Source organism: Microbacterium oxydans, assembly GCF_900095745.1.
Classification (GTDB): domain Bacteria; phylum Actinomycetota; class Actinomycetes; order Actinomycetales; family Microbacteriaceae; genus Microbacterium; species Microbacterium oxydans_B.
Map to the genome: position 1 here is coordinate 1 of NZ_FMIR01000008.1, position 19,408 is coordinate 19,408.

General features: G+C 70.2%; 16 protein-coding genes and 1 other RNA gene. 14 read left to right on the forward strand and 3 right to left on the reverse strand.

The annotated features are described in order from the left end of the window. Positions 1 to 31 precede the first annotated feature (31 nt). Genes mpaM through BQ2383_RS02255 form a run of 7 tightly spaced genes read left to right on the forward strand, consistent with a single transcriptional unit; the run spans position 32 to position 6,514 of the window. Positions 32 to 820 carry a daptide-type RiPP biosynthesis methyltransferase gene (gene mpaM, locus BQ2383_RS02225; RefSeq protein WP_091028733.1) on the forward strand — a complete coding sequence of 263 codons (789 nt, stop codon included), beginning with the start codon at positions 32 to 34 and terminating at the stop codon, positions 818 to 820. Continuing rightward, on the forward strand, positions 817 to 2,517 hold the full coding sequence (gene mpaP / locus BQ2383_RS02230; protein WP_091028735.1) for a daptide biosynthesis intramembrane metalloprotease: 1,701 nt from the start codon (positions 817 to 819) through the stop codon (positions 2,515 to 2,517). Before mpaM ends, mpaP begins: the two co-directional genes overlap by 4 nt. Continuing rightward, positions 2,514 to 3,392 (forward strand): phosphotransferase, encoded by an 879-nt coding sequence (locus BQ2383_RS02235; RefSeq protein ID WP_091028739.1) that lies wholly within the window; start codon positions 2,514 to 2,516, stop codon positions 3,390 to 3,392. Before mpaP ends, BQ2383_RS02235 begins: the two co-directional genes overlap by 4 nt. Next, positions 3,389 to 4,117, forward strand: a complete 729-nt coding sequence (locus BQ2383_RS02240; RefSeq protein WP_091028743.1) for an ABC transporter ATP-binding protein — start codon at positions 3,389 to 3,391, stop codon at positions 4,115 to 4,117. Before BQ2383_RS02235 ends, BQ2383_RS02240 begins: the two co-directional genes overlap by 4 nt. Further along, positions 4,110 to 4,835 carry a hypothetical protein gene (locus BQ2383_RS02245; RefSeq protein ID WP_091028746.1) on the forward strand — a complete coding sequence of 242 codons (726 nt, stop codon included), beginning with the start codon at positions 4,110 to 4,112 and terminating at the stop codon, positions 4,833 to 4,835. The genes BQ2383_RS02240 and BQ2383_RS02245 overlap by 8 nt, the downstream gene beginning before the upstream one ends. Then, positions 4,832 to 5,581: a hypothetical protein gene (locus tag BQ2383_RS02250; RefSeq protein WP_091028751.1), complete on the forward strand. Its 750-nt coding sequence runs from the start codon at positions 4,832 to 4,834 to the stop codon at positions 5,579 to 5,581. Before BQ2383_RS02245 ends, BQ2383_RS02250 begins: the two co-directional genes overlap by 4 nt. Before the next feature lie 42 nt (positions 5,582 to 5,623). Beyond that, positions 5,624 to 6,514, forward strand: a complete 891-nt coding sequence (locus BQ2383_RS02255) for a rhodanese-related sulfurtransferase (protein WP_091028754.1) — start codon at positions 5,624 to 5,626, stop codon at positions 6,512 to 6,514. Positions 6,515 to 6,568: 54 nt separating this feature from the next. Here BQ2383_RS02255 and BQ2383_RS02260 read toward each other — a convergent pair whose 3' ends face one another. The 3 genes from BQ2383_RS02260 to BQ2383_RS02270 are packed head-to-tail and all read right to left on the reverse strand — an operon-like array spanning position 6,569 to position 11,014. Further along, positions 6,569 to 8,866, reverse strand: a complete 2,298-nt coding sequence (locus BQ2383_RS02260) for a transglutaminaseTgpA domain-containing protein (protein WP_244175865.1) — start codon at positions 8,864 to 8,866, stop codon at positions 6,569 to 6,571. Next, entirely contained in the window at positions 8,823 to 10,013 is a 1,191-nt protein-coding gene (locus BQ2383_RS02265) for a DUF58 domain-containing protein (RefSeq protein WP_091028761.1), read from the reverse strand. Before BQ2383_RS02265 ends, BQ2383_RS02260 begins: the two co-directional genes overlap by 44 nt. A gap of 11 nt (positions 10,014 to 10,024) precedes the next feature. After that, entirely contained in the window at positions 10,025 to 11,014 is a 990-nt protein-coding gene (locus BQ2383_RS02270) for an AAA family ATPase (protein ID WP_091028764.1), read from the reverse strand. Between the two features lie 143 nt (positions 11,015 to 11,157). Between BQ2383_RS02270 and ffs the strand changes: the two genes are divergently transcribed. From ffs to BQ2383_RS02305, 7 genes are all read left to right on the forward strand, one after another. Continuing rightward, positions 11,158 to 11,254, forward strand: an RNA gene (gene ffs / locus BQ2383_RS02275) — signal recognition particle sRNA small type. 64 nt (positions 11,255 to 11,318) lie between these two features. Further along, complete coding sequence (locus tag BQ2383_RS02280; RefSeq protein WP_091028766.1) at positions 11,319 to 11,930, forward strand: rhomboid family intramembrane serine protease; 612 nt, start codon at positions 11,319 to 11,321, stop codon at positions 11,928 to 11,930. Next, on the forward strand, positions 11,927 to 12,625 hold the full coding sequence (locus BQ2383_RS02285) for a hypothetical protein (RefSeq protein ID WP_167381519.1): 699 nt from the start codon (positions 11,927 to 11,929) through the stop codon (positions 12,623 to 12,625). Before BQ2383_RS02280 ends, BQ2383_RS02285 begins: the two co-directional genes overlap by 4 nt. Before the next feature lie 65 nt (positions 12,626 to 12,690). Beyond that, the gene (gene pta / locus BQ2383_RS02290; RefSeq protein ID WP_091028770.1) at positions 12,691 to 14,808 is read left to right on the forward strand and encodes a phosphate acetyltransferase; all 2,118 of its coding nucleotides are present in this window, start codon (positions 12,691 to 12,693) and stop codon (positions 14,806 to 14,808) included. Continuing rightward, positions 14,805 to 16,025 (forward strand): acetate/propionate family kinase, encoded by a 1,221-nt coding sequence (locus BQ2383_RS02295; RefSeq protein WP_091028773.1) that lies wholly within the window; start codon positions 14,805 to 14,807, stop codon positions 16,023 to 16,025. Before pta ends, BQ2383_RS02295 begins: the two co-directional genes overlap by 4 nt. A gap of 100 nt (positions 16,026 to 16,125) precedes the next feature. Beyond that, positions 16,126 to 16,884, forward strand: coding sequence for an HAD family hydrolase (locus BQ2383_RS02300; RefSeq protein WP_091028777.1), 759 nt, complete (start codon positions 16,126 to 16,128; stop codon positions 16,882 to 16,884). Then, positions 16,881 to 19,388, forward strand: coding sequence for a glycoside hydrolase family 65 protein (locus BQ2383_RS02305; protein WP_091028781.1), 2,508 nt, complete (start codon positions 16,881 to 16,883; stop codon positions 19,386 to 19,388). The genes BQ2383_RS02300 and BQ2383_RS02305 overlap by 4 nt, the downstream gene beginning before the upstream one ends. The last annotated feature ends 20 nt before the right edge of the window (positions 19,389 to 19,408 follow it).

The window sequence follows — 19,408 nt, forward strand, 5'->3', positions numbered from 1 at the left end:
GCCCGCCTGCCCGCCCAGACAAGGAGTCCGCATGACCGATTCTCGCCTGACCTCGTCGATGGCGCGGCTGCTCGCCGTCCTCGAACCGCACGCCGTCGTCACCGACCTCTACAGCGAGCGAGGTTCGGAGGTGTACGACGCGATGACCCGTGGTGACGACAGCGAGGTGCGCGAGATACTCCGTATCGGCCGGCGCACCGAGGGGAGGATCCTCGAACTCGCGTGCGGCAGCGGTCGACTCACTGTCGCGCTCGGTCGCCTGGGACGTGAGACGGTCGCGCTCGACAGTTCGCCACGCATGCTCGAGCTGCTCGAGGGACGCGCCCAGCGCGCGGGTGGGAAGGTTCTTCCCGTGCTCGGAGACATGAGCGCGTTCGACGTCGATGGGTCGTTCGGACTCATCGTGCTGGCGGCGACCTCGATCACGTTGCTGCCTCCACCCCGGCGTCGGACGATGCTCGAGGCTGTGCGCGCGCACCTGGCGCCCGATGGTGTCTTCCTCGTCTCGGTCCACTCGACCGGCGCCTATACGGGCGGTGCCGAGACGCGGCTCGTGCCGCTGAACGCGGACCCTGCCGAGGTCGTGATCCTGGATGAGCAGGTCGACTCGACGGCCGGTCACCGAGATGTGAGTGTGCTGCACCTGCGTCGGCAGGCGGGCGTGCGCACGACGGAAGCGTTCGCCTCGCGGGTGAACCTTCTCGACGAGAAGCAGCTGCGTGCAGAACTGAGCACCGCGGGGTTGCGCGTGCGCGATGCCTTGCCGGTCCGTCTTGCAGACGGGTCGCAGAGCCTGTCCATGCTCGAGTGCGTCCGATGACGAGCGAGCTTCCGATGACGGTGTTCCCGGCTTCGGCTCGACCGGAGCTCGGGGTGCGCGTCTCCGTCGATGCGCCGGCAGACGCGGAGGGCGCCTGGATCATCGCGCGTGACCGAGTGCCCAAGGCCCGGATCTCCGAGTCGGTTGCCACCGTCGCACGGCACTTCACCGGGGTGCGGACGGTGTCGCAGATCGCTCAGGAGCTCGGCGAACCGTGGACGTCTGACGATGTCGGGGGAGTTGCGCGTCGCCTCGCCGACGCCGGTCTCCTGTGCACAGACGCGCAGCGGGGAGACCGCGACCGTCGGCTCGACCGAGGTTCCCGTTGGCGGTTCCAGCCCCCGCTCACCGTGCAGTTCAGCATCGGAGACCCGGCCCGTCTCTTCGCCGCGCTCCGCCCGATCACCCGAGTCGCCGTGGAGGCTCCTGGCGCGGTCGTGTTCCTGGCCATCGTGCTCGCAGGGTTCGTCGTCGGTCTCCTCAGCACCGATGACATCGTCGGGGTTCTCGATCATCCCGTGCCGCTGCCCGTCGTGATCGGGCTGAGCGTGGCGATCGTCCTCACCACGGTCGTGCACGAGCTCGGGCACGGTGCCGTCCTCAGCCATTTCGGCGGGTCGCCCCGGCGCATCGGAGCCATGCTGTTCTACCTCGCCCCCGCCTTCTTCTGCGACGTCACCGACGGCTGGCGGTTGGGACGGCGCGGACGGCGTGTGGCCGTCGCGCTCGCCGGGCCCGCGGTGCACCTGCTCTGCGCAGCGGCGAGCATCGTCCTCGCGCGCTTCTTGACAGATCCGATGCTGCACGCCGCGCTCGTGCTGTACGGGCTCTCGTGCCTCATGATCACCGTGCTCAACCTGCTGCCCTTCGTGCAGCTCGACGGCTATCTGGCGCTGATGTCGGCGCTGGACCATCCGCATCTGCGGCGCCATGCCATGCACGCGGCGGGAGAGACTCTCGGCGCGATGCTGTTCGGGACCATGAAGGCTGACCGGACGATGGCTGTCGGCGGGTCAGGTTCGACGCGGCGAGGCTGGCTGGTCGCGTACGGCGTCACCTGTCGGCTCTTCCCGGTTGTGCTGGTCGGACTGGTGCTCTACCGCTCCTCGTCGATGGTCGCCGGCCTCGGGGTCGTGCCCGCCATCGCCTATCTGCTCACCGTGGCAGTCGTGATCGCCGTGGCAGCCGCCGCGCTCATCCGGGGTGTCCGCGCGTTACACGGCCGTCGGCCGGATGCGCGGCGGACAGCCGTGTCCCTCGGTGCGATCATCGCGGTGGCAGGAGCGATCCTGTTCCTCGTCCCGATGCAGCCCGCTCATCAGGTCGGGTTCGCGGCCGATGGCGAGGGCGTCCGTCTGGTGGCGAGTACCTCAGCGGAACTGCCGGCGGTGGGCACGGCGGTGACGCTGGAGAGCAACGGCATCGTCCTGCGCCATCCACTGGGCAACGCGACCGTCGGCAGCGGATCCGCCGAGCATGACGACGGGGTCGACCTCGCCGCACTCGTGCCCGTGAGCGCCTCCGGCCTGACCACGCCCGCCTGGACGAGGGGCCTGACAGAAGTCGAAACGGCGGAGACCTTGCCCCCGTACGGGAGGGCGACGTTCTCTGACTCGCGTGCGACGAACATCGCCGTCTGGCTCTGGCAAGCCTTCCTGGCCCGACCGGTGGCCGCGCTCGGATCGGAGCACCGATGAATGCCGGTATCCCGCCGAGCGCACCGGAGAATGATGTGCGCCGGATGCTGCGCCAGGCACTGGCGCGCATGGCGACCGAGCTGGAGGTACGGGCGATCGGTGAACCCGTCCACGGTTGGCATGACCGTTCGATCGGCTCGGCGGTGCAACGCGGAGGCGATGTGCTCTGGCTCCGCATCGTGTGGGCGCGCGCCGAGTGGGCTCGAGGACCGTGGTGGACGGGGAACCAGGATGCCGGAGCGATCCACATCGGCGTCAAACCCCTGTTCCTGGATGTGCGAGAGCAGACCGAAGGAGCGCTCCTGCTTCGGGCGGAGCTGATGACTGCGGTGCCGGGCACCCCTGCTGCGGCGACGCCGGAACTGCGCGACGGCCCGGCTGTGGATGCGGGGTGGTGGTCTGATCTGGAGCAGGCACTGGCCGGAGTCGCCGCCACTCCGACGACGCGCATGTCCCTCGACCCCGTCGGCATCCGCCGACGCATCGCCGTCTTCTTCGGCTGTGAGATCGACACCGACCCGGGGCGTTGGGTGTCGTGTCACGGCGATCTCCACTGGAACAACATCCACACGGCCCCGCTCGCGATCGTGGACTGGGAAGCGTGGGGCCTGGCGCCGCGGGGATACGACGCCGCTTTCCTCCTGGCCCATTCGCTCGGAGTGCCCGCTGTCGCCGACGAGATCGCGCGACGGTTCCGCGACGACCTCGAGACCGACGACGGCGTCGTCGCACAGCTGTACGCGCTCACCAAGCTCCTCACCCGCGCCGACGGAGGCGCGCATCCCGAGCTGATCGCCCCCATCCACCGCCACGCGGATCGACTGATCGGTCGTGTCCCCGTCTCCCGTCCTCTCACGCAAGGAGTGAACCCATGACCGCAGTCGTGACCTTCGACGGCTTCACCAAGTCCTACGGCGGCGAAACCGTCGTGCAAGACCTGACCTTCACGGTGGAGGCCGGATCCGTGGTCGGACTGCTCGGCCCGAATGGGGCCGGGAAGAGCACCGCGATGCGGGGGCTGGTCGGACTGCTCCATCCCACAGCGGGGTCGGCGCGAGTGTTCGGGGAGCCCTTCGCGGCGCTGCCCAATCCCGCCAGGCGAGTCGGTGTGCACATGGACGGGCTGGGCTTCGAGACGGGGATCACCGCCGCGCGGCACCTCGACATCTACCGGCTCGCTCTGGGCGCGCCGCGTTCGAGGGTCGATGAGGTGCTGGAGCAGGTCGACCTCACGGCGCACGCCGGCAAACGGGTGAAGAAGTACTCGACCGGGATGCTCCAGCGACTGGGACTCGCGACTGCCCTGCTCGGCGATCCCGAGCTGCTGGTGCTCGACGAGCCGGCGAACGGCCTCGACCCCGGCGGGATCCGCTGGCTCCGTGGATTCCTCCGGAACTTCGCGGCGCGTGGAGGCAGCGTCCTCGTCTCCAGCCATCAGTTGGCCGAACTCGAGCAGAGCGTCGACGAGGTCGTCGTGATGCGTCGCACCGTGCTGTTCCGGGGGCCGCTGGACTCGTTGACCCGCGGAGGCGACTCCTCGCTCGAGGAGGGGTACTTCGATCTGATCGACGCCGCCGCAGGGGGTCGTCGCAATGCCTGACGTGCTCAGAAGCGAACTGCTCCGCAGCATCAGCGGCCTCGCGATGCTCGGCGTCGGCTCCTTCGTGATCCTCATCCCGGTCCTCCTGCTGACCATGGGGCCGTCGCTCGACGGAGTGCGCGCACTCGACGACGGCATGGCGACCAGGATGGTCTTCGGACTCATCGCCTCGATCGGGATCACCGCGATGTACCTCGGGAGCTACTCCGTCTCGCGGGAGTTCTACTACCGTTCGATGTCACGCACGATCGTGATCGGCTCGCTGCGTCGTGTCTTCCTCGCGAAGCTCCTGTCGAGCGTGGCCACGAGCATCGTCTTCTGCGTGGTCGGTACGGCGATCTGGGCCGGTGTCACGAGCCTCGCGCTCGCCGCATACGGTCGACACCTGCAGCTCGACAGCGCGTTCTGGGGCATCGTGGGCGGTTCGATCTTCGTGGCAGCCACCGGGGCCGTGATCGGGGGGTCGCTGGGGTGGATCCTCCGGAACTACTACGTCGTCTCCGCCGTGGTGCTGCTGCTGCCGACGATGATCGAGCTGCCGCTGCTGTTCACCGTGCCGGCGATCGAGAGGTTCCTCCCGGTCGGGGCGTTCGCGGGAGCGACGGGCGCCCCGATCGACGGTCTCCTGCCCACGGGCGCGAGCTGCGCCGTGCTGCTCGGGTGGGCAGCTGTCGTGACCGCACTCGCCGTGGTGGTCGTGCGAAGGCGTGCGCGATGACGTCGGTGCCGGCCGTGCCGACGGTCGGCCGCGGTCCGATCGTCCGCACGATCGCTGCGGAGCTCCGACGGGTGCGAGGCGACCCTCTGCCGTGGGCGTTCCTGCCCGTGATGCTCTTCCTCATCGTCTCCCTGCTCGCATCGCTTCCTGCCGAGCTGGGCATCGCGCCCGCGCCCGCCATCGCCGAGGTCGCCGTGGGACTGAGCGCGTCCGTGTTCAGCAGTCTCATCCTCGTCGTCGCCGTGCTCGGCGCGCTCGGAGTGACGCTCGCCGACAAGGCGGGTGTGCTGGCCAGGGCGCAGCTCTACGGCGGCCCCGTCGCCGTCTTCGGCGTCCGAGCCGCGACGACTCTGCTCACGAGCCTGCTGCTCGGCGGGGTCGGCACCGTCGCTCTCGAGACCGCCTTCCTGGTCGCATCGGGCCAAGAGCTGCTCCCTCCCGCGACGGCCGGGCGGACTCTGGCGGCGATCGGGGCTGCGGGGCTGTGGGGATACCTCGTCGGTGTGCTGATCCGCAGCCCGATTCTCGTGCTGTTCGTCGTCCCGGCGACGCTCGTGCCCGCCGCCCTTCTCGCCGACATCGCACCCTCCCTGGCCGACGTGCTGCCCCTGCAGGCGCTCCTGTCGTCAGCCGGTCTCGCGCGCGAGGGGCTCGGTGGCGCGGCGTCTGCGGCGATCGCGTGCGCGTGGCTCCTCGTGCTCGGCGCCGCCGCCGTGCTCGTCGTGCGTCGCAGGGACCGGCTCTGAGCGGGTTCCGCCCACTGCCCGCACCCGACGTAGGATTCCTGGGTGGCAACCCCCAAGATCGTCCTCTTCTACGCGTTCACGCCCCTCACCGATCCCGACGCCGTGCGCGTCTGGCAGCGCGACATCGGCGAGGCGCTCGGGCTGCGCGGACGACTGCTCATCTCGAAGGACGGGATCAACGGCACGCTCGGTGGTGACATCACGGCCCTGAAGAAATGGCTCCGTTCCTTTCGCTCGTATGCGCCGTTCGCCGACGCCGACATCAAATGGAGCGAGGGGACGGGGCTCGATGCCGAGGGCCGCAGCCTCGACTTCCCCAAGCTCAGCGTCAAGGTGCGTGACGAGATCGTGTCGTTCGGAGCCCCGGGGGAGCTGCGGGTCGACGAGCACGGCGTCGTCGGTGGTGGCACGCGGCTGAGCCCCGAAGAACTTCACGGCCTGATCGAGGAACGTGGCGACGACGTGGTGTTCTTCGACGGCCGGAACGCCCTCGAGGCGCAGATCGGGCGGTTCCGCGGCGCGGTCGTGCCCGACACCGAGACGACCCGGGATTTCGTGCAGCTTCTCGACTCCGGCGCCTACGACGACCTGAAGGGCAAGCCGGTCGTGACCTACTGCACCGGCGGGATCCGTTGCGAGGTGCTGTCGAGCCTGATGACGGCGCGCGGCTTCGGCGAGGTCTACCAGCTCGAGGGCGGTATCGTCCGCTACGGCGAGAAGTACGGCGATGATGGCCTCTGGGACGGCTCGCTGTACGTGTTCGACGGCCGTGGCTCCGTCGATTTCTCCGACCACGCGCGGGTCATCGGCGAGTGCGTCGGCTGCGGGACGCCCACCAAGCGCACCGCCAACTGCCCCGATCTCTCCTGCCGCTCGCAGTTCGTGGTGTGCGAGGTCTGCGTCGCCGTGCCCTGCGCCGTTCACGCCGCCTGAACGCGGGTTCGACCGACCCAGCCGACCCGAGCCGAGCGTCCCGGAGCCCTGCCGTCAGACCGCCGCTCCCGGCTCGGCGGCTCGCGGAGCGTACAGGGACCGCGGCAGCAGTGCGGCGCGCACCCGCGTCGGTCGGTCGACACTGCCGCGCAACTGCACCAAGACCTGGCGCAGCGGCTCGGAGAGATCTGCCGATGCCTCGCCGGACCGGGCGTAGTTGGACCGCTCGACGGCATCCGTGAGTAGACGCATCGCCTCCGGGTCCACCTGGCTCTCCCGCACCAGTCCCGCCGCACGCACGCGCGGGGTCTCGGCATCCGACACCTCCAACTGCAGGTCGATCAGCGTGTCGCGGAGCTCGGCCCAGGCCGCCGCGGGGTCCCCGCTTCGCGCCCGGTTCATACGGCCGCGGCGCTCGACGACGCGGATGAGCGCCGGCAACAGGAGCAGCACGACGACTCCGAGTGCGGTGAGCGCGACCGGCATCGGGTCGAGGGTGCGCCGTGCGCCGCCGTCCGCGGAGTCGCCCCCGTCGGGGTCACGGTCCACCTGCGGAGCCGAGGTCTCCTCGCTCTGCGGGGCCGTGGTGGGGACGGGGACGGCGGGGTCTCCGGGTCCACCGCCCTGCGTCACTCCTGCACGGAAGGCGGTCGGCACGCCCAGCGAGGCGGTCGGTTCGAACGGAACCCAGCCGACCCCGGGGAAGAGCACTTCCGGCCAGGAGTGCAGCTGGTCGCTGGTCACGGAGAAGACCGATTCCGTGCCGCGCTTCTCGTCGGTGAGCGAGCCGGGCAGGTACCCGACGACGATGCGCACCTGCATCCCCAGGCTCTCGGCCATCAGCGCGAAGGCACCGGCGAAGTGCACGCAGTACCCCTGACGCTCTTCGAGGAACTGGGCCACGGCCTCGGCTCCGGTGCCGTCGAAGCCTTCCTGCACCGGTGTCTCGAGGGAGTACGCGAACTGCGAGCGGAACCAGTTCTGCAGCGCCACGAGGCGGTCGTAGTCGGTGCTCGCGGCCGCGGTCACGTCGGTGGCCAGCTCGGCGATGATGCCCGGCAGCTCCACAGGCTCCGCCTCGGGATCGACGACGGGGGGTGCGGCGTCGATCGCGCGGATCTGCTCGAGCGTCGGGATGAGTCGTGACGAGGTGACGGTGTAGTCGTTGCCGACGGCATCGGCGCTGCGGGAGAAGAGCGTGCGATTGTCGGGGGAGACCCGCCACGATCCGCTGAGTCCCTGCACGTCGGTGGCCGGATACGGCACCGGAAGCCACGAGCTGGACATCCGCAGCACCCGGATGGAGGTGTTCTCCTCCTCCGTCGCGATGCCCTCACCCCACTCCGGGGCGCCGAAGCCGTCGTCCTGCGACTGCAGGTCGCCTCGGTCGGGCTGCCAGACGCGTCCGTCGAATCGGGACAGCGTCGTCAGCCGCAGGTAGGGGGCGGTCTCGCCGTCCGCCGCCACGGTCAGCACCTCGACCGGGTTCGGTTGGCGCAGGTCGTCACCGAGGCGCAGCGATGCGTCGACCGTGACGCCGACGCCGGTGCCGGCCATGCTCGTCGCGACGGGCAGCGCGGGGGCGATGGCCACGGTCGTGACCAGCGCGGCGGCCCCGAGCGCGACGGCGAGCGAGGTCGACGATCGGCGAGGCGATTCCGGATGCCGTCGCGCGGTGTAACGGAAGAGGAGCAGAGCCATCACGCCGTAGAGCACGAACCAGATCACGTTCGTCTCACCCAGGGTGACGATCATCGGCACCGCGCCGATGGCGCCGGTCAGCAGCGCGGCCAGCACGGCCGACCGGTGTGCCACGAGCTGATCGAGGAGGATCGCGACGACCGCGAAGCCGGCGCCCATCGAGGCGGCGAGCCCGGGCGAGGCATCGAGCGGCGCGGAACCGAAGGCGACCTCCTCGAAGGCCGCGGCCCCGAGGGCTCCGAACACCGCGAGGGTGGTCGTCGTCGGGACCACCCCGAAGAGCGCGGTGTCACCCGCGACCAGCAGCGTCACGGCGCCGATGGCCACGACGATCTGGGCGAGGAGGGTGCCGGTGTCCCGGACCCATGCCGCCCGTCGGCGCAGCAGGTGCCGCAGCAGCATGCCCGTCCCGGCCACGACGATGACCACGACGAGGACCGTGCCCGACCAGGTGCCCGGAGAGATGACCGACGTGTACGGCCACGTCGCCACCAGCGTCGCCGCAGCCGCCATCGCACCGGGGCCGACGACGCCGGTCGTCTCCTCACGGTCGCGATGCCACCGTGGCGCGGTCGGCGCGGGGGCGGCCGCGGTCGGGGGTGACTGCTCAGCGCGGAACATCGCCGACCCCGATCCGCGCCGAGACGGCATCCTCCCACGCCTCGGCGATGTCCTCGCCGATCTTCACCACCGTCCAGCCGTGCGGGGCGGAGGCCTCGGCGGCACCGGGCAGCAGCTCGGTGCTGAACAGCATCGGGGCGGTGGCTCCCGCCGGACGCAGCAGGGCGGCGTCCTCCTCATCGAGGCGCCCGGTGATGAAGACCAGCGGGCCGGGAGGCGTTCCGCCGATGAGTGACGCCAGGTCCCGGCTCTCGCCGCGGGGTGTCACCATCGCCAGCGCCACGAGCAGACCGTCGTGGTCGTCTTCGTGCCCGCGCAGGGCGCCGAGCAGAGTTCCCGCGCCGTCGATCACGTCGACGCTGTAGCCCTCGGACGCCAGATGGATGGCGGCGGATGCGCACAGGGAAACGGCGGTCTCGAAGGCCGGATCGGCGTGGACGCCCGGCGCATCCCAGTGGCGACTGCTGCGGTCGAGCACGACGACCGCGTCAGGGCTCGACTCCTCCTCTTCCTGACGCACCATGAGCTGCCCACGGTGTGCGGTCGCCCGCCAGTGGATGCGACGCATCGAGTCGCCGGGGATGTAGCCCCGCGGCGACAGGTTGTCGCTGCCCTGTCCCAGCCTCGTCGACGAGGTGTGGGCGGTTCCGCCGGCAGCTCCGACCCGCACGGCGAGCGGGGCGAGGGCGAAGACCTCGGGAACGACCGTGACGCTGCGGGTGTCGCCGAACGACTGCTCGCGCTGCGCCAACCCGAACGGATCCACGGTGCGCAGCATGAGCGGGCCGAGGGGCCAGACGCCGCGTCGGACGCCCGTGATCAGGTAGCTGAGCTGCCCGGTGTCGGGCGGGTACTCGCCGCCGGAGTCTCCGGTGACGGCATCGGGCAGCATGTCGTGCCACAGCCCTCGCGGCACGCGGAGGGCGCGCAACGTGAAGCGCACCGTGACCCTCGAGGTCTCCGACACGGTCAGCAGGTCGGTGGAGATCTGACGGGTGACCGTCCCGGAGCGGCGGGGGAGACGCACGGCGAGGAGCGAGAAGAGGGTGAGGGCGGCGAGCAGCACCCCGATGTAGAGCAGGATGCGGGCGCCGAGGACGTTGGCGGCGATCATGCAGCCCAGCGCGGCGATGAGCGCACCGGCGCCGCGGCTGGTGAGGGATCGGCGTCGTCGCATGAGGGTCTCGGTCAGGAGCGGGTCGCGACGGGAACGCGCACCCGCTCGACGATCTGGGTGAGTGCGGCTTCGACGGGCTGTGCGCCGGCACGGTGGGCGCCGCGCGCGGGAAGCAGCCGGTGCGCCAGCACGGGGATCAGCAGCGCGGTGATGTCGTCGGGGATGACGTAGTCGCGTCCGTCGAGGGCGGCCCACACCTTCGCCGCCCTGATCAGCTGCAGGGTGGCCCGGGGGCTCGCGCCGAGGTGGAGGTTCGGGTCGGAGCGGGTCGACTGCGCGAGGGCGACCGTGTACTCCTCCAGCGCGGGGGCCACATGGACGGAGCGCGCCCACGCGATGAGCTGCGAGATGGACGCCGCATCGGCGACGGGCGTCACCGCGGCGAGCGGGCTCACCACATCGCGCTGGCGGAGCATGAGAGCTTCGGCCGCGGCATCCGGGTATCCCATCGAGATGCGCATCATGAAGCGGTCGCGCTGCGCTTCGGGCAGGGCGTAGGTGCCCTCCATCTCGAGCGGGTTCTGGGTCGCGACGACCAGGAATGGCTTCGGCAGCATGTGCGTGGCGCCGTCGACCGTGACCTGTCCCTCTTCCATCGCCTCGAGCAGCGCCGACTGCGTCTTCGGGGAGGAGCGGTTGATCTCGTCGGCGATCACGATGTGGGCGAACACCGCGCCGCGCTTGAACTCGAACTCCCGGTCGACCGGGTTGTAGACCGAGACGCCGGTGACGTCGCCGGGAAGCAGGTCGGGGGTGAACTGGATGCGGCGCACCGTCGCGTCCACGCTCGCGGCCAGTGCCCGCGCGAGCATCGTCTTGCCGACGCCGGGTACATCTTCGATGAGCAGGTGCCCCTCGGCGAGGAGGCAGACGAGAGCGCTGCGCACGGCATCGGGCTTGCCGTCGATGACCTGGCCGATGGAGCCGAGGATCGCGGAGGTCTGCGCGGCGAACCGCTCGGCGTCGATCGTCACCGGGACCAGGGGGGCGTTCTCGTGCATGCGTTCCCTCTCACATCGGCGCTGCGGTGCGCGTTACTCGATCGTAACCCTGTGGAGGGGGTAACGCTCTGGCAGGTTCCCCTGAGCTCTCCGCCATCCGCGGTGACGGTTCGAACCACCCGGCGCATCGGGTTAGGATGGTTGACGGCTCTCCGCGTGGCGGCATCCAGGCCAATTCCCCCAGGGCGGAAACGCAGCAAGGGTAACCGGGCTCTGCTGGGTGCGCGGAGGGTCACTTTCTTTTTCTGCGGGTGATCCGCCGGATGCTCAGTCCTCTCCTGGCTGCACCTGCGACAATCATCCGGTGACCGTCACTCAGCCACCGAAGGCGCAGCATCCGCTCGGCCGTTTCGCCTCGCCGGTGCTCCTGCTCGTCGCGATGTGGGTCGTGCAGTTCGCCGATGCGATCTTGCCGGGATCGTTCACCGGTTTCGGACTGCGGTCGTGGGATGTGTCCGGTCTCGGTGGCATCGTGCTGGGTCCGCTCCTGCATGCGAACTGGCAGCATCTCATCGGCAACTCGGTGCCGTTCCTCGTGCTCGGCTGCCTCGTCGCGGTCGAAGGCACCCGCCGATTCTGGGCCGTCACGGCGATCGTCGCGGTCGTCGGCGGCATCGGCACGTGGCTCTTCAATGCTCCCGGCACGCTGACGGTCGGCGCCTCCGGGCTCGTGTTCGGCTACTTCGGCTACGTCGTGATGCGGGTGTTCGCGCCGGGCCGTGTCGCCCACCGGATCCTCTACGCCGTCATCGCGCTGATCGTGCTCGCCCTGTACGGCGCCACGATGCTGGCGGGAGTGCTCGGCGTCGCCGACGGGATCTCCTGGCAGGGGCACCTCTTCGGCGCGATCGGCGGCGGACTCGCCGCGCTCATCGGCCGTCGTCCGCGAACAGAGCGCGGAACCCTCGCGGCATGAGTCCCCGACGCGCGGCGTCGCCGGCGAAGCGCAGGCGAGCGACGACGAAGCCGAGATCGAAGCGGAAGAGCACGGCGCGGCGGCGCAAGCCCGGCACGCGACGGCAGGCGGCGATCCGGCTCCGCCGCCGGAAGATCCTGCAGCGGGTGCTCGTGTCGACCACGGCCGTCCTGGTGCTCGGCGGGCTGCTGGCGCTCATCCCGCTCGGGCTCGCGCACGACCCCGCGCCGATCTGCATCGACGAGCCGCAGACGTTCCCGGCGGCGGGCATCGAGGGGTGGAGCGGGGAGCAGCTCGAGAACGCGGCGACCATCGTGAAGACGGCGGCCGGGCTCGGCTTCCCGCGTGAGGGGCAGATCCTCGGGGTGATGACGGCGATGGGCGAGAGCAGCCTCCACAACATCGACTACGGCGACTGGGAGACCAGCGGGTTCACCAACCCCGACGGCTCGCGCACGACGAGCATCGGACTGTTCCAGCAGCAGGACTGGTGGGGGAGCGCCGAGCAGCGGATGGATCCGGCGACCGCCACGACCCTGTTCTTCGACCGCCTCGGCCGGCTTCCCGACTGGCAGAGCATGCAGCCGTCGCACGCGATCCACCGGGTGCAGATCAACATGGATCGCGACTACTACTCCCGATTCCAGGCGGATGCCACGGCGGTCGTCGATGCGCTGTCGGGGCACTGCGAGTGACGCCGGCGCAATAGTTCCGGTGGCATGCCCGGTGGGTTCACGGATGCCGCGCCTAAGCTGAAGCTGTGGCGCAGAGCATCTACATCACCTCGGCCGAAGGCCATACCGGAAAGTCGACGATCGCCCTCGGGGCGCTCGACGCGTTGATGCGCGTCTCGCCGCGGGTGGGGGTGTTCCGCCCGATCGCGCGGTCCGTCACCGAACGCGACGACATCCTCGAGCTGATGCTCGCGCACGACGGCGTGCAGCTCGACTACGAGGACTGCATCGGCGTCACCTACGACGACGTGCGCAGCGATCCGGAAGCGGCGCTGTCGACGATCGTCGCGCGGTTCAAGGCGGTCGAGGCGCAGTGCGACTCCGTCGTGATCATCGGCAGCGACTACACGGATGTCGCCAGCCCCGCAGAGCTTGGCTTCAACGCGCGGATCGCGGCCAACCTGGGGGCGCCGGTCATGCTCGTGCTCAGCGGCCGGGATCAGCAGCGCCAGGCGGAGCAGCTGGGCACCACGACCGCCCGCGCGGCGGCAGCCGTCGGACAGATCGCAGAACTGGCGCTGTCCGAGCTCGCCGCTGAACGGGCAGAGCTGTTCGCGGTCGCCGTGAACCGCGCAGACCCCGACGGCCTCGAAGCCATCATCGACGCCGTGCGCGGTGTGCTCCGCGACGAGCGCACACCGGTGTGGGCGATCCCCGAGGACCGCGCGCTGGTCGCTCCCTCGATCCGCGGCATCCTCGCCGCCGTCGACGGCACCCTGCTCAAGGGCGACGACGACCGACTGGCGGCAGAGGCACTGACGATCGTGGTCGCGGGGATGTCGATGGTCAATGTGCTGCCGCGGCTCACCGAAGAGGCGGTCGTGGTGATCCCCGCCGACCGCACCGAGGTCCTCCTCGCTGCGCTGCTGGCCGATTCTTCCGGCACGTTCCCGCGCATCGCCGGCATCATCCTGAACGGCCCGTTCCCCTTGCCGGAGCCGATCCTCCAGCTGCTCGACGGATTCGCCTCGACGGTTCCGATCATCACCACCGACCTCGGCACGTACGACACCGCGGTGCGGGTGATGGGCGCCCGTGGCCGGATCTCGGCCGATTCCCGCGGCCGGTACGACCGTGCGCTCGGCCTGTTCCAGGCGCATGTCGACATCGCCGAGCTGACCGAGAAGCTCGGGCTCGCGGAGTCGCGCGTCGTGACGCCGCTGATGTTCCAGTACGGGCTCATCGAACGTGCCAGGGCCGACCGACGCCGCATCGTGCTGCCCGAAGGGGAAGACGACCGCATCCTGCGCGCCGCCGCCACGCTGCTGGCCAGGGAGGTCGCCGACCTCACGATCCTCGGAGACGAGGCCGCGGTGCGGGCGCGTGCCGTCGAGCTGGGCGTCGACATCGCGGCGGCCCAGGTGCTCAGCCCCACCGACCCCGAACTGGTCGAGCGCTTCGCCACGGAATACGCGCGACTGCGCGCTCACAAGGGCATCACGCTCGCCCAGGCGGCCGACACCGTGACCGACGTGTCGTACTTCGGCACGATGATGGTGCACCTCGGCCTCGCCGACGGCATGGTCTCCGGCGCCGCGCACACGACGGCGCACACGATCCGTCCGTCGTTCGAGATCATCAAGACGAAGCCCGGCGTGAACGTCGTCTCCAGCGTGTTCCTGATGGCGCTCGCCGACCGTGTGCTCGTCTACGGCGACTGCGCCGTGATCCCCGACCCGACGAGTGAGCAGCTCGCCGACATCGCGATCTCGTCGGCGACGACCGCCCGCCAGTTCGGGATCGACCCGCGCGTCGCGATGCTGTCGTACTCGACCGGAGAATCCGGCACCGGCGCCGACGTCGACAAGGTGCGCGCGGCGACCGCCCTCGTGCGCGAGCGCGCGCCGGAGCTGCCGGTGGAGGGCCCCATCCAGTACGACGCAGCGGCGGATGCGGCGGTCGCCAAGGCCAAGCTCCCCGACTCCGCTGTTGCCGGGCGGGCGACGGTGTTCGTGTTCCCCGACCTCAACACCGGCAACAACACCTACAAGGCGGTGCAGCGCTCGGCCGGCGCCGTCGCCATCGGACCGGTGCTGCAGGGACTCAACAAGCCCATCAACGACCTGTCCCGCGGCGCGCTGGTCGACGACATCGTCAACACCGTCGCGATCACCGCGATCCAGGCACAGGGAGAGCAGGCGTGAGCGCGATCCTGGTCATCAACAGCGGCTCGTCGTCGCTGAAGTACAGTCTGATCGACATCGAGCAGGAGAACCTGCTCGCGAGCGGGCTCATCGAGCGCATCGGCCAGGACGCCAGCCCGGTCGCGCACACCGTGCGTCCCGAGACCGACGGCGGCGCCGTGCCGACGATGCTCGACGCGACGTATCGCGACGAGCGCCCGATCGCCGATCACGCCGCTGCCTTCGAGATCATGCGCGAGCAGTTCGCCGCGCATGGGCCGTCGCTCGAGAAGCATCGCCCGGTCGCCGTCGGGCACCGCGTGGTCCACGGCGGCGCCCGCTTCTACGCGCCGACGCTGATCGACGCCGATGTGGAGCGGCAGATCGATGAGCTGGCGGTGCTCGCACCGCTGCACAACCCCGCGAACCTGGCCGGCATCCGCGCCGCCCGCGCCGTGTTCGATCAGGTTCCGCACGTCGCCGTCTTCGACACGGCCTTCCACCAGACGCTCCCGCCCGCCGCATACACCTACGCGATCGACGCCGCGCTCGCCGCGGAGCATCGGGTGCGCCGCTACGGCTTCCACGGCACGAGCCACCAGTATGTGAGCGAGGCGGCGGCGACGTTCCTCGATCGCGACCTCGGCAGCCTCCGACAGCTCGTGTTCCACCTCGGCAACGGAGCGTCGGTGACGGCGATCGACGGCGGTCGCTCGGTCGAGACCTCGATGGGGCTCACCCCGCTCGAGGGCCTGGTCATGGGCACCCGCTCCGGTGACCTCGACCCCGCCGCGCTCGTGCACCTGTCGCGGCGTGCCGGCCTCTCGATCGACGACCTCGACTCGCTGCTCAATACCCGCAGCGGGCTCGCGGGGCTCGCCGGGCGCAGCGACATGCGCGACATCCTCGCCGGCGTGGAGGAGGGAGAGGATGCGGCGATGCTGGCGTTCGACGTGTACGTGCACCGCCTGCGCGCCTACGCCGGTGCGTACATCGCGCAACTCGGGGGAGTGGACGTCATCTCCTTCACCGCCGGCGTCGGCGAGAACGCGGCGGCGGTGCGGGCGGCGGCGATGGCGACTCTCGGATTCGCGGGTGTGGAGATCGATGCCGCCCGGAACGAGGCGAGGGAGCGCGGCATCCGTCGTATCTCCACGAACGCGTCGCCGGTGACGGTGCTCGTGGTGCCGACCGATGAGGAGCTGCAGATCGCCCGGCAGACGGCCGAACTGCTCTGATCCGCCCGCCGGGGTTACCTCCTGACGCGCCGCAGCATTACGCTTGCACAGTGGCACGGAGCGGTGCCGGCCCGACGATCGCCCTTCTCCTGGAGGCTCTGTGCCAGAAGCACTGCCCGACCTGTTCCACGCCGAAGGCGTACTGTTCGACCTCGACGGCGTGCTCACTCCGACCGCCGAGGTGCACATGCGGGCCTGGAAGGTCGTGTTCGACGACGTGTTCGCCCGCTGGGGCCTCACCCCGCCCTACACCGACGCCGACTACTACGACTACGTCGACGGCAAGAAGCGCTACGACGGAGTGTCGAGTCTGCTGCGCAGCCGCAACGTCGAGGTGCCCTGGGGAGACGTCGACGACGACCCCTCGGCCGAGACCATCTGCGGGATCGGCAATCGCAAGAACGCCGCCTTCGCGGAGTCGCTGCGCGGGCAGGGGATCGCACCGTACCCGGGCTCGCTCGCACTCGTCGAGGCTCTGCACGCCGCCGGCATCCCGCTCGGCGTGGTGTCGAGCTCCAAGAACGCCGAGGAGGTGCTGGGCGCCGCCGGCATCCGTTCCTTCTTCCGGATCGTGGTCGACGGCGTCGTCGCCGAGCGCGACGGTCTCGCGTCGAAGCCCGCCGCCGACATGTTCGCCGCGGGCGCGGTGGCACTCGGCGTCGACCCGGCCCGCTCGGTCGCCGTGGAGGATGCCACCTCCGGTGCCGCTTCCGCCGCCGCAGCCGGCTATGCGGATGTGATCGGCGTCGACCGCGGCGCCGGAGCCGACGCGCTCCGTGCCGCCGGCGCGACGGTCGTCGTCGACGACCTGGCCGTGTTCGTCCCCGCTCCCCGCACCGACATCCCGGAGACCGCATGATCGACCGCGACCGCTTCCCCGTCGACCCGTGGCGTCTGATCGACACGCACTACTCGGAGGAGGGCGTCGGCGAGACGCTGTTCTCCGTCGGCAACGGCTACCTGGGGCTGCGCGGCAACCACATCGAGGGTCGCGGCGCGCAGGAGCACGGCACGTTCATCAACGGGCTGCACGAGACCTGGCCCATCCGGCACGCCGAGCAGGCCTACGGCTTCGCAGAGGTCGGGCAGACGATCGTCAACGCTCCCGACGCCAAGGTCATGCGCGTCTACGTCGACGATGAGCCGATCTCGCTCGACGACGCCGACGTGCGCGAGTACCGCCGCACGCTCGACCTGCGCACCGGGGTGCTGGAGCGCCACGTGGTCTGGGAGACTCCGTCGGGCAAGAGGGTGCGCATGCGCGACGAGCGCATCGTGAGCTTCGAGGAACGGCACCTCGCGGTGCTGCGGCTCGAGGTCGTCGTCGAGAACGCCGACGCCCCGGTCACCATCAGCTGCCAACTGCTGAACCGTCAGGACGGCGCGGGCGTGTACGCCGGCACGCCGATCGGCACGAAGGCCGCCGCGTTCGATCCTCGCAAGGCCGAGAAGATCGCCGACCGCGTGCTGGAGCCCGCCGAGCACTGGCAGGACGGGATGCGCTCCGCGCTGTCGTACCGCGTCGCCGATTCGGGCATGACGGTCGCCGTCGTCGCCGACCACGTGGTCGAGACCGAGAACGAGTACAACGCCCGCACGCTCGTCGAGCCCGACATCGCGAAGAACGTGTTCCGCGTGCAGGCCAAAGCCGGCGTCCCCATCACGGTCACCAAGCTCGTCAGCTACCACACCTCGCGGGGGGTGCCGCCGCGTGAGCTCGTCGATCGCTGCCGTCGTTCGCTCGACCGGGCAGCGGATGAGGGCGTCGAGACGGTCTTCCAGCGTCAGCGGGCGTGGCTCGATGCGTTCTGGGAGCGCAGTGACGTGCAGATCGGCGGACGCGACGACCTGCAGCAGGCCACGCGCTGGTGCCTCTTCCAGCTGGCCCAAGCCTCCGCCCGCGCAGACGGCGCCGGCGTCCCCGCCAAGGGCGTCTCCGGTTCGGGCTACAGCGGACACTACTTCTGGGACACCGAGATCTACGTGCTCCCGTTCCTCACCTACACGTCGCCGCGGTGGGCGTACAACGCACTGCGCGCACGGGCGCGGATGCTCCCGGCTGCGCGTCGCCGGGCAGCCCAGCTCAACGAGGCGGGGGCGCTCTTCCCCTGGCGCACCATCAACGGCGAAGAGGCCTCCGCCTACTATGCCGCCGGCACCGCGCAGTACCACATCAACGCCGACATCAGCTTCGCGCTCGGCAAGTACGTGCGCGCGACCGGCGACGAGGAGTTCCTCCGGCGTGAGGGAGCGGACATCGCGATCGAGACCGCACGCCTGTGGGCGACCCTCGGCTTCTGGCGCGCCTCGCGGCTGGTGGAGGAGACGGATGCCGGCGACGGGATCGAGACCTTCCACATCCACGGCGTCACGGGGCCGGACGAGTACACGACGGTCGTCAACGACAACCTGTACACGAACGTCATGGCCCGCTACAACCTCCGCTACGCGGCGAAGATCGTGCGCGAGATCCAGGAGAACCACCCCGAGGACTATGTGAAGCTCGTCGACCGGACTGGGCTCGGTGTAGGCGAGGCCGAGGCGTGGGACCGCGCGGCGGAGGCGATGTACATCCCGTACAGCGAGGGCCTCGGCATCCATCCGCAGGACTCGCTGTTCCTCGAGCGCGAGGTCTGGGATCTCGCCAACACACCCGCCGAGCAGCGACCGCTGCTGCTGCACTTCCACCCGCTGGTGATCTACCGGTTCCAGGTGCTGAAGCAGGCGGATGTCGTGCTGGCGCTGTTCCTGCAGGGAAACCACTTCTCGCCCGAGGAGAAGAAGGCCGACTTCGACTACTACGACCCGCTGACCACGGGCGACTCGACGCTCTCGGCGGTCGTGCAGTCGATCCTCGCCGCTGAGGTGGGGTACCAGGACCTCGCGCAGAACTACTTCGAGCAGTCGCTGTTCGTCGACCTGCACGACCTGCACCACAACGCGTCCGACGGCGTTCACGTGGCGTCGGCCGGTGGGGTGTGGACGGCACTGGTGTGCGGTTTCGGGGGCATGCGCGACTACGCCGGCGACCTGAGCTTCGACCCGCGGCTTCCCGCCGACTGGCCGTCGCTGTCGTTCCCGCTGCAGTGGCAGGGATCCGCGCTGCACGTGACGGTCACCAAGGACGAGCTGCGCGTGCAGGTGCGCAGCGGCCCCCCGGTGCCGTTCAGCGTGCGGGACACCGCCTATTTCGCGACGGTCGAGGACGAGGTCGTCGTGCCGCTGGCGGATCAGGGTCCGCGGATCCCGGGGCGTCCGACGCTGCGGCAGTTCGCCGATGCCCGCCGCGACGACGGCACCCGGATGTCGGCGTCCGTCCCCGTCATCACTACGGCCATCCCGGTGATCGAGTCGACCGATTGATGCGTGGGGGTGCCGGGGAG